This is a genomic window from Streptomyces sp. Isolate_45 (assembly GCF_024721315.2).
In the GTDB taxonomy this organism is placed as follows: domain Bacteria; phylum Actinomycetota; class Actinomycetes; order Streptomycetales; family Streptomycetaceae; genus Streptomyces.
Genome location: NZ_JANFAK020000243.1, coordinates 1 through 8,982 on the forward strand (window position 1 = coordinate 1; position 8,982 = coordinate 8,982).

Annotated in this window: 10 protein-coding genes and 1 pseudogene; 9 read left to right on the top strand and 2 right to left on the bottom strand. The window is 67.8% G+C overall.

Going from position 1 to position 8,982, the window contains the following annotated elements; all coding sequences use genetic code 11:
* Positions 1 to 190 precede the first annotated feature (190 nt).
* The 4 genes and pseudogenes from NOD94_RS38440 to NOD94_RS38455 form a co-directional block, all read left to right on the top strand.
* Positions 191 to 931 (top strand): DUF5819 family protein, encoded by a 741-nt coding sequence (locus NOD94_RS38440; protein ID WP_281210894.1) that lies wholly within the window; start codon positions 191 to 193, stop codon positions 929 to 931.
* Complete coding sequence (locus NOD94_RS38445; RefSeq protein ID WP_281210895.1) at positions 921 to 2,141, top strand: HTTM domain-containing protein; 1,221 nt, start codon at positions 921 to 923, stop codon at positions 2,139 to 2,141. The genes NOD94_RS38440 and NOD94_RS38445 overlap by 11 nt, the downstream gene beginning before the upstream one ends.
* 256 nt (positions 2,142 to 2,397) lie before the next feature.
* The gene (locus NOD94_RS38450) at positions 2,398 to 2,598 is read left to right on the top strand and encodes a hypothetical protein (protein WP_281210896.1); all 201 of its coding nucleotides are present in this window, start codon (positions 2,398 to 2,400) and stop codon (positions 2,596 to 2,598) included.
* A gap of 80 nt (positions 2,599 to 2,678) precedes the next feature.
* Positions 2,679 to 2,919 (top strand): annotated as a pseudogene (locus NOD94_RS38455) (IS701 family transposase); the annotation flags it as partial.
* Between the two features lie 24 nt (positions 2,920 to 2,943).
* On the opposite strand, the gene NOD94_RS38460 reads toward NOD94_RS38455, so the two are convergent.
* Together NOD94_RS38460 and NOD94_RS38465 are read right to left on the bottom strand one after the other, a co-directional pair.
* A complete protein-coding gene (locus NOD94_RS38460; protein ID WP_281210897.1) occupies positions 2,944 to 3,138 on the bottom strand; it encodes a hypothetical protein in 195 nt (64 codons plus the stop codon).
* Positions 3,139 to 3,265: 127 nt separating this feature from the next.
* A complete protein-coding gene (locus NOD94_RS38465) occupies positions 3,266 to 3,829 on the bottom strand; it encodes a dihydrofolate reductase family protein (protein WP_281210898.1) in 564 nt (187 codons plus the stop codon).
* An 862-nt stretch (positions 3,830 to 4,691) separates the two neighbouring features.
* Here NOD94_RS38465 and NOD94_RS38470 point away from each other — a divergent pair.
* The 5 genes from NOD94_RS38470 (at position 4,692) to NOD94_RS38490 (ending at position 8,149) form a co-directional block, all read left to right on the top strand.
* Positions 4,692 to 5,141, top strand: coding sequence for a hypothetical protein (locus NOD94_RS38470; protein ID WP_053683731.1), 450 nt, complete (start codon positions 4,692 to 4,694; stop codon positions 5,139 to 5,141).
* 654 nt (positions 5,142 to 5,795) lie between these two features.
* Complete coding sequence (locus NOD94_RS38475; protein ID WP_281210899.1) at positions 5,796 to 6,443, top strand: hypothetical protein; 648 nt, start codon at positions 5,796 to 5,798, stop codon at positions 6,441 to 6,443.
* A 122-nt stretch (positions 6,444 to 6,565) separates the two neighbouring features.
* Positions 6,566 to 6,823: a hypothetical protein gene (locus tag NOD94_RS38480; protein WP_281210900.1), complete on the top strand. Its 258-nt coding sequence runs from the start codon at positions 6,566 to 6,568 to the stop codon at positions 6,821 to 6,823.
* Between the two features lie 68 nt (positions 6,824 to 6,891).
* Positions 6,892 to 7,104, top strand: coding sequence for a hypothetical protein (locus tag NOD94_RS38485; protein WP_281210901.1), 213 nt, complete (start codon positions 6,892 to 6,894; stop codon positions 7,102 to 7,104).
* A gap of 607 nt (positions 7,105 to 7,711) precedes the next feature.
* Positions 7,712 to 8,149: a cupin domain-containing protein gene (locus tag NOD94_RS38490; protein ID WP_281210902.1), complete on the top strand. Its 438-nt coding sequence runs from the start codon at positions 7,712 to 7,714 to the stop codon at positions 8,147 to 8,149.
* Positions 8,150 to 8,982: the final 833 nt, after the last annotated feature.

The following is an 8,982-nucleotide window of genomic DNA, read 5'->3' on the forward strand; positions in this document are numbered from 1 at the left end:
CTCATCCGGCACCAGCCGTTCAACGATCCCCACCATGACTGACAGCCTACCCACGAAGCCCAAATGAGATGACCTCTAAGCGACAGACTGCCCGAATCCCGTTCATCGGATGAAGGCGCGCGGCGGAATCCTCATCGAATCCGCCGCGCGCCGTCCGTGGGAGTCGCGAAGACCTCAGGCGAACAGCAACATGAGAAAGACCGGGTGGGCGGTGTTGAGCGGAATCGAATCCGTGGGCGTGAAGGAACTCCATCAGTCCGATTCCGGTCCGGCCCCCCAGGAGCGCCATGACGAAGAGGTCGGGCCGCCCAAGTCACCCATGGGTGTTCGTGCGCTGAAAGCGGGGCTGCGCACCGCCGCGGCCCTCTGTCTGTTGACCGCTCTGGTCCACGTCGTCCTGGTGTTCCTTCATGTGGCCCCCTCCAACCCCGTATCGAAGCGGTACAGCTCGCAAATCAACGGATGGGTGTTCCCGCTCTTCGAGCAGAACTGGCGGCTCTTCGCCCCGGACCCCGACTCCTCCAACCGGCAGATCCTGGCGAGAACCGCACACACCGACCCCGGGGGATCGATGCGGGTGACCCCCTGGTTCGACCTGACCGCCGTGGACCACTCGGCGGTCGACCACAACGTATTTCCGAGCCATACGTCCCAGAACCTCCTGCGCCGCGCCTGGACCTCTTACGCCGAGACACACGGAGGGAGCGACACGGCACGCTCCGAACGGGCCGTGATGTTGCAGACGTACCTGCGCAACATCGCCGCGAACCGCGTCGCCGCCCACAACGACGGCGGCACTTTCGACTTCATCCAGCTCCGCGTCGTCACCCTGCCCGTCGCCGGACCCGGCGCACCGGCCGGGAGCCGACCGCCGGCGCCCACCGAGGACCGGCTCCTGCCCTGGTGGAAGGTGACCTCCCATGGGAAATGAGCAGACCACGCAGCCCCCTTCCGCGGCAGCCACGCCGCACCGACCTGCGGCCCAGGAGACTTCGATCGCAGACACGGCCCACCGGTGGCTCCTCGACCGGATCGGCGATCTGTGGACGCTCCTCACCGACCGACCGATCTCCCTGTACGCCGCATCGGTCCTGCGCATCGGCTACGGGCTGCTCTACCTGATCTTCCTGCTGCGCGAGTTCCCGCACCGTGACGAGATCTGGGGCCCCGGCTCCCCCTGGACACCGGCGCTGGCACAACAGCTCTTCGACCAGACGGGCTGGAACAGCGTCCTGATCCTGTCCGACAGCCGCGCCTACTTCGAACTCTGCTACGTGACGGCCCTCCTCACGTCCGCGCTGTTCATGCTGGGCTGGCGGACCCGCGCCACATCCCTCCTCTTCGCCGTCGTGGTGGCTTCGTTCCATGCCAGGTCGATCTTCATGACGGACGGGGGCGACAACCTGATCCTGCTGATGGCCCTCTACCTCGTCCTCACCGCCTGCGGTCGGCGCTGGTCCCTGGACGCACGCCGAGAGCGGCTCAGGACGGCTCGCGCGGACAACGCGCCGGAGCCGGTGCGGAGCCTCTACGCCCGGCAACTCCTCGACGCCCGAACCACCTTGACGACGGTGGTGCACAACTGCGCCATCCTCGTCATCGCGGCGCAGGTCTGCTTCCTCTACGGATCAGCCGGCCTGTACAAGATCCAGGGCCCTACCTGGGGCGGGGGCACCGCTCTCCACTACGCGCTGAACCTCGAACTCTTCCAGCCCTGGCCCGCGCTCTCCCACCTCGTGGACGAGTACCCGATGGTGATCGCGATCGCCGGCTACGTGACGGTGCTCCTGCAGGTCGCCTTCCCGTTCGTACTCTTCGGGAAGCTCAAGTACCCCGTTCTGACCGTGCTGCTGGGCATGCACGTCGGCATCGCGGTGCTCCTTGGACTGCCCCTCTTCTCCGGCGCGATGATCATCGCGGACGCCGTTTTCCTTCCCGACCGCTTCTACGCCTTCCTGCCCCGCCTGTGGCGACGCGCCGCACGACGCACGGGGATGTGGCGGCCCGCGCCCGGCCGAGCGGCGGAATTCGGATCCGTACCACCGCAGGGCAGGCCGGGCGTCCCCGACTCCAAGCAGCAGCTCACCCCTGCACGGAGCGACACCACGCCGACTACGTGGCTCGCGCCCGACCGGAGTTGAGCGTCCGGACCGCGGCACTGGTCACGGGCCGGACGGCACGGACGGGAGCGGTGATGCCCCAATGACGGGGCGGGCGGGAATGCACCCGCCCCCGGCACCGAACGGCCGGCCCGGGGCTTTCCCACACCGCCACATCGGGGACAGGCATCACCCGCGTGCCTCGCCCCGCAGTCGAAATGATGCAGACCGCAACCGTGCGTGTCAGCGTCATCCGAGAGGAACCCGCACCCCACGCACCAATTAGGGAGTCGACGTCATGGGCGGTACGCAGGACAAGCCCAAGGAGCCGGGCAAGGGCAGCGAGGCACAGGAGCACCATCGCTCCGGAGATCCCGCTCACCCCCAGCCGGGCAGGTCGTCCCGCGAGCAGGGACAGAAGCAGGGACAGAAGGAGACTTCGCGCCGCCGCGAGGACGACCTGCTGCGCGAAGAGGACCTGCACGACGAGAACCTCTGACCGGAACCACGCACACTTCCAGAGCGCGGTCGCCGGTCCGGGGTCACCCCGGGCCGGGACCTGCCAGATGCCGCCCGACAAGCCGCAGCCTCGTCCACGCAGGGCTGGTGGGACGGGGTCCTGCCTGACTGCCGGCTGCTGGTCGAATGGCCGGAGCACGCCGAATCCCCAACCGACTACTGGCTCTCCAGCCTCCCGGCCGACACCCCGATCACCGAACTGGTCCGGTCGGCCAAGGTCCGCCGGCGCATCGAACACGACTACCGGGAACTAAAGCACGGCCTGGGCCTGGACCACTTCGAGGGACGATCCTGGCCGGGCTGCTCGATGCCGAGTCGCCAGGCCTCACACAGAGCATGGCGGACCTCGTCGCGGGACTTGCGGCGCGGTGGTCGCGTCGTCCTGGGCGTCGGGCAGGGCGGCCAGGCCACGGCCGGCCCGCTGGAGCCGGTCCATCAGGTCGGCGGCCCGCTCGGAGTCCGGAGCCGGGGGCGCCAGGTGGATCTCGGGGAGGGCGACGCCGCGGCGCAGCTGCTCCATCCGTGCCGGAAAACCGGCGACCAGCCCGGCGTCCCGGCGCGCTCGAGGGGTATCACGATCGCCTCGGAACACGGCGCCGCGAGATCCTTGGGTGGCCCGAAGCCCGCGCCGATCCGACGTCGAGTGCTCAGCGCTTGGTCTCGTACCTGGTCAGCACCACGCCGTCGGGAAACGTCCGGGTCTCCACCAGGCTCAGGTTCACCCATTTGTCCAGGGCTGTGAAGAACGGCGTGCCGCCGCCAACCAGGACCGGATGGGTGACGATCACGTACTCGTCGATCAGCCCGGCCCGCATGGCCGCACCGGCGAGTGTGGCACCGCCGATGTCCATGGGGCCGCCGTCGTCGGCCTTGAGCCCGGTGATCTCGGCGACTACGTCGCCTGTGACCTGACGGGTGTTCCAGTCGACCGTGCTGGTCGTAGAGGAGAACACCACCTTCGGCATGTCCCGCCAGCGGCCGGCGTACTCGATCGCCGCCGGTGTGGCACCCGGCTGCTTGTCGGCGGTCGGCCAGTGGGAGCTCATCGCCTCCCACAGCTTGCGCCCGTACAGCGCCAGGCCCCTCGAGACCACCCGGTCGGACCACCACTGGAACAGCTCGTCGCTCGGCACGCTCCAGCCGAGGTCGTCGCCGGGCGCGGCGATGTAGCCGTCCAGGCTCATGTTCATGGCAAAGATCAGTTTCCGCATGGCATCAGCCTCCCGTGAGTCGGTATTCGACGTACAGACCAACGCGGCGCGGAAAATCATCGGTCAGGCCGCGCTGCCTCAGTAAAGACCGGATTTACTGGGGCGGAGCCCCTACCGTGATCATCGCGACCTGCGGCGGGTTCTCCGGACGCCACGGGCAATTACTGTGGCAGTGCCGGAAGGGCCTTGGGGAGGATCGACCGATGAGTAGCGACTTCGCCAAGCGGTGGCGGGCGTAGCCGTCGACCGCTGGCGCAACGCGGCGAAGTCGGCCTGCATGCCTCGACGGCTTCGGGGTATGCCTGCTCTTTATCGTGTTCGGCCAGCGCCCGGTAGACGCAGGCGACGGAGGGGCTGTGCCCCTTGCGTTTGCCGGTGAGGATGATCAGGTCGGGCTGGATCTGCTCGACGGATTCCCCGGCGCCGGAGCACGGTGGGAGCATGTCGTCGTTGATGACCGGTGGCCGCCCGTCGTGTCGAGGCCCTCCAGCGTGGAGTCGCGGACGTTCTCCCGTTCGGTCTGCGCCATTGCCGCGAAGAACCCGAACAACAGACGGCCTGGCCCGCTGAGGGCATACGTCCCCTGAAGGGGGGGTGAGCGTGCCGGCCCGGCAGGTGTTGGAGGTGAGGGCGGTCGCCGACAAGCGGCCGCACGCCACCGTCGCAGGGGCCGCTCGCCGAGCGGGCGCGGCTCCCCGCGGCCGTCCGTCGCAGGCCGTCCGTCGCAGGCCGTCCGTCGGCCGGCGGGCGGGGTGGTGAGGCGGCGCGGTCGCATTTTTTTCGGACGATGCGCAACCGTTCCGCCGTCCCGCGTGTCACAGCATGCAGGAGCGACCAACTCCCATGACCAGCAGGGGGAAACATGAAATTCACCCGTTCAGTCCTGACCACCTCCGCGTTCGCCGCCCTGGCCCTGGGGGCCACGACCGCGCTGGCGGCGCCCGCCACCGCCGCGCCCAACACCACGCCGCAGAAGGTCTGCGGGAGCGCCTACAAGACCGTGAACTCGGCCGCCATCGGCTCGCTGGGCACCGTCTACCTGACGTACAACGCCTCGAACGGCAAGAACTGCGTGGCGACCATCCGCAACAACCCGGGTGCGGCCGTGGACATGGCCCTGTGGATCGAAGTCAACGCAACCTCGGAGCGGGGCGAGGACTACGGCCGGTACACGTCGTACGCGGGCCCGGCCTACGTGTACGGCAAGGGCCACTGCGTCGACTGGGGCGGCGGCATCAGCAACGTCCACGTGCAGGTGTACAACTCCAACTGTGGCGCGCGCAAGGAGCACCGGGTCACCGAGGTCCGCTGACCCGAACTCCTCCTGACCGCGACGTTCTGTGCCGTCGTGCCGTCGTGCGGTCGTCGGGGGGCAGGACCCACGACCCGACGACCGCACGGGAACCGCCGTGGTCCGGCTCGCCCCGGCAGACTCGCCGAGTTCTGCCGGGGCGAGGGCGCGTCCGGCCTCCTCCCTCGGGCGCGCGGCCGTCCGGTCGGCGCGTCGCCGCAACACGGGCCGCCGCCTCCGGGACCACGGACAGGTCCCCCACCGGCAAGCGCAAGGCCGCAACCCCGGCCTGGCCGGCATCTACCGGGCGCTCGCCGAGCACGAGAAGCGCCAGGCGTACCCCGGAGCCGTCGCTCAAGCCCACACCGACTTCGCCGCCATCGCCCAATCGGATCACCAGAAGTGATGGATGGCCACTCACTGATACTCGCCATCTGGTCGTAGCCGTACGAGATCAGGGCCGTGGTGGAGTCGAGGCCGGTGATCGCGCCGCGTACGGCGACGCTGGTGATCTTCGAGGCGGTGTGTGCGGCGGCGGGGTCCGCGCCGGAGCGCTTCGTTGGGGGTGAGTCCTCATCCGGCCCGGTCGTCCCGCCGGCGTTCGGCCAGCCGGACGGTCACGCTCGCGGGCCGCCTAGGATCCTGGGCGGCGCGGCACAAGAACGAGGGTGACCCATGTACGACCGAATACTCGACAGCGAACGCGGCCGCACCGGCCTACGCAAGGTCGTTGAGCACTACCGCCGGATCTACGTGGCTTGCGAGGAGGAAGACCGCCGATACTACAAGTCTCTGGACCTGGACAAGGCCATATACGCGGCGGGGCATCTGCTCCGGCACGACGACCAGCGTCACGACCACGCCCAAACCTGCTCCGGTGCGACCCTCGATCTGTTCACCGGCCGGCTTCAGGCGCGTGCCGCGCATCTAGCCGGACACGACGTCTTTCCGACCGTCCACGAGACCGTAGTGGAGGCCGCGGGCGGCTCTTTGGCGCCGCACCTGCTCTACGACGCCGCTCTAATGCTCTCGTGGCACTTGGGCTTCGAGCCGGCCGAGGTGTGGCTGCACTCGGGCACCGAGAAGGGCTACCTGGCTCTCGGGGTTCCCGAGGGGCACGGTAAGACCACCGTCGCCATCGGCGAGCTGCCGCACATCTTTCGCGAGCTGGATGCTTGGCAGGTCGAGGACATCTTGTGCATCTACAAGCGGTGCTTCCGCCGGATCCGCAACGGTGGCGAGGTCACAGACCAGCTGCTCAGTAAGTGCGGGAACGCGCAGGGGATGCGCTGCAAACACCCACAGTGCCCCGCCGCCGGCTGAGGCATGCGGATGGACCAGCGCACCCGCGCCGTGCTTCGGTCGCTCACTTCCACCCCCTCGCTGAAATGGATCGCGCACTCTGTCCCCCCGGAGTTCGCGCAGCGGGCATAGGCTCTGGGGCCATGAACGTAAACGGTGACCCCGGGACCCCTGAAGTCAAAGACGCCTACGAGATAGGGCCACTGACGTACCGCCAGGGCTACGTCATGGTGTGGGCGGATGAGCACGGATGCAGGGACGAAGCGCTGATGCACGATCGCGTGATCGTCGCCGCCTACACCGGCACCCCGGAGAAGAAGGGCGACCAACTGTTCCGGGCATGGGTGGATGCCAACGAACTCCCCTCGACCCTGGCCCACTGGGCCACCGTTCTCGGCTGAACTTCAGGACGCCAGAGCAACACGTGCGGACAGTATCGCCCCAGCCTTCGCGCGGTGATTGTCGTCAGGTGCTGCGTGAACTCCTGCGCTTCGAGGCGGTCTTCTTGGTTGCGTCCGTCGCGGCCTTCGAGGCGGCCGTCTTCTTCGACACAGCGGCCTTCGTCGTCGTCTTCTTCTTCTTCGGCCGCCGCGAGATGGTGGACGGCGGCCTCTTGGGCCCCGCCCGACTGGCCTTCGCCTGGGTGACGGACTGCTCCAGCACCATAAGGTCGACGACCTGAGCGGAGGCCGGCTCGGGCGCCGGGGCGGTCGTGGGCCGGGTGCCGGCGGCCTTGGCCCCGATCACTTCTCCACTGCTGATCCCCGAGCCGGAGAAAGTCCGGCGCCCCGGTGAGGAGACCGGCCTGCAGGCCGCCGTTGCGGCTGGCCCGGCCCCGGTGGTGGTTCCGCGTCGCCGTGACGGCCGCTCTCTGCCGCCGATGTGACAGTGGCTGAAGCGCAAGCTCGACGACATCGCACCCGGAATCCGCCGCGTCATCGACCCCAGGCCGATCACCACGGCGTCGAACACACCCAAGTGCCGCTTCAACTCGCCCGTGCCCGAAGGCCCCGACACCGCGCCCATCACTCGCTCCCCAACGACACTCCGGCAGACGTACCGGCGCACCGTATGGGAACAAGGTGACGGGACAGGGACCGCACCCGGATGAGCCAGAGACGGCAACTTGCTACCCCGGCCCAAGTGGAACGAGAACGCGACTGCGCCACACGGTTACTCCGACGACGCTGTCGCAGTGAAACCTCTCCGGCTGCCGTGGGCCACGGAGCAGACGGGGAACCCACTCCTTCGACCGGACGCACGGGACGGTCGCACAGAAGGAGAAGTCCATGGCGAAGCAGAGCTTCGATCCCAACAGGCTCACGTTCGAGCAAGGAGTGGAGCGCATCAAGAACGCGGTCCGCGAGAGCGGACTCGACGTCGAGAGCCGCATCATCACGTCGAAGGACGAGGGGGTCGAGAAGGCGCTCAAGATTCTCGAGGTCGACAATGTCCCGCCGGGGTTCCGCAAGTGGCAGCTTCCGGTGTACATGGCCTGTGAGTCCCAGCTCTACATCACGGTTGCCGAGCCGGGTGCACAGGCGTCCCCGCACGCGCACAACGACGGTGCCGGCATCCGGTTCATCGCGAGCGGGTCGATCGTCTACAACGGCTATGAGCTCACGGCCGGCGACTGGATGTACGTTCCGGCGGGCATGGAGTACTCCTTCGAGGTCGGCCGCTACGGCGCGCTGATGTGTTACTGCTACTGCTGTTCTTGCGCCTGATAGGGGCAGAGCCTGACACCCTCAGCGCCGGGGCCTGCCGGGCCCCGGCGCTGAGGGCGCCCGCGAGGTAGCGGTGGGCCACCCAGGCCCGAGACGGCCACCCGGCGGTCGTGGAACCCCGTTGGGCGGACGTCGCACGCCAATGCTTCTATGCCGACGTGACCGGCCGGTCACGCTTGGCCCGCAGGACCCACGTATGCTCAGCCGCCGAATACCGCACCCTCGGAATACTGTCTCTCCACCAGTTGCCTGCCACGACTGCCCTGCGGTGAACCGGCCCTGCTCAATCCAAGCCCTGATCGTCTCGTAGACCCTCTGCGTCTTGGGTCCCATTCTTGGCGCACACTCCCGGTCCGTCGGCTGGTGGTGGTCGGCGTAACGGGGGAGGGGCGCGCTTGGGTTGGTCACCTGTCGTCTCGCTTTCGTGAAGTCGCCCAACGGGCTGGGTGATGCTGGGGGTGATGCCCGGAAGGCGCCTACCTAACGCAGGGTGAATCGATCAGGGGCGAAAATTCGCATCCTCGGGGGTCCGCGAGGTCTCGCAACTGTAGGCTGCCGGGAGTTGGTAGGACTGCTGCTCAGGGGCGGGGTATGCCTGAGGCCGGGAACCCGTATTTCCTTCTGATCGGATCTCACAACCAAGATTTCTCGGTGAATAAGCTGAAGGTTGCTGGTGTCCGCTACAGAAGGAGGAGCTTCTATTCCGAACCTTCAAACTGGGAAAAGATCATTAAAATTCTGGAGGATCCTGCCCTTAGACCGTGTCCTATGTGGTGAGGCGGACGAGCCGTTTGTAGCAGCAGAGGGCGGCGGCGAGACCGAGAAAGGCCAGG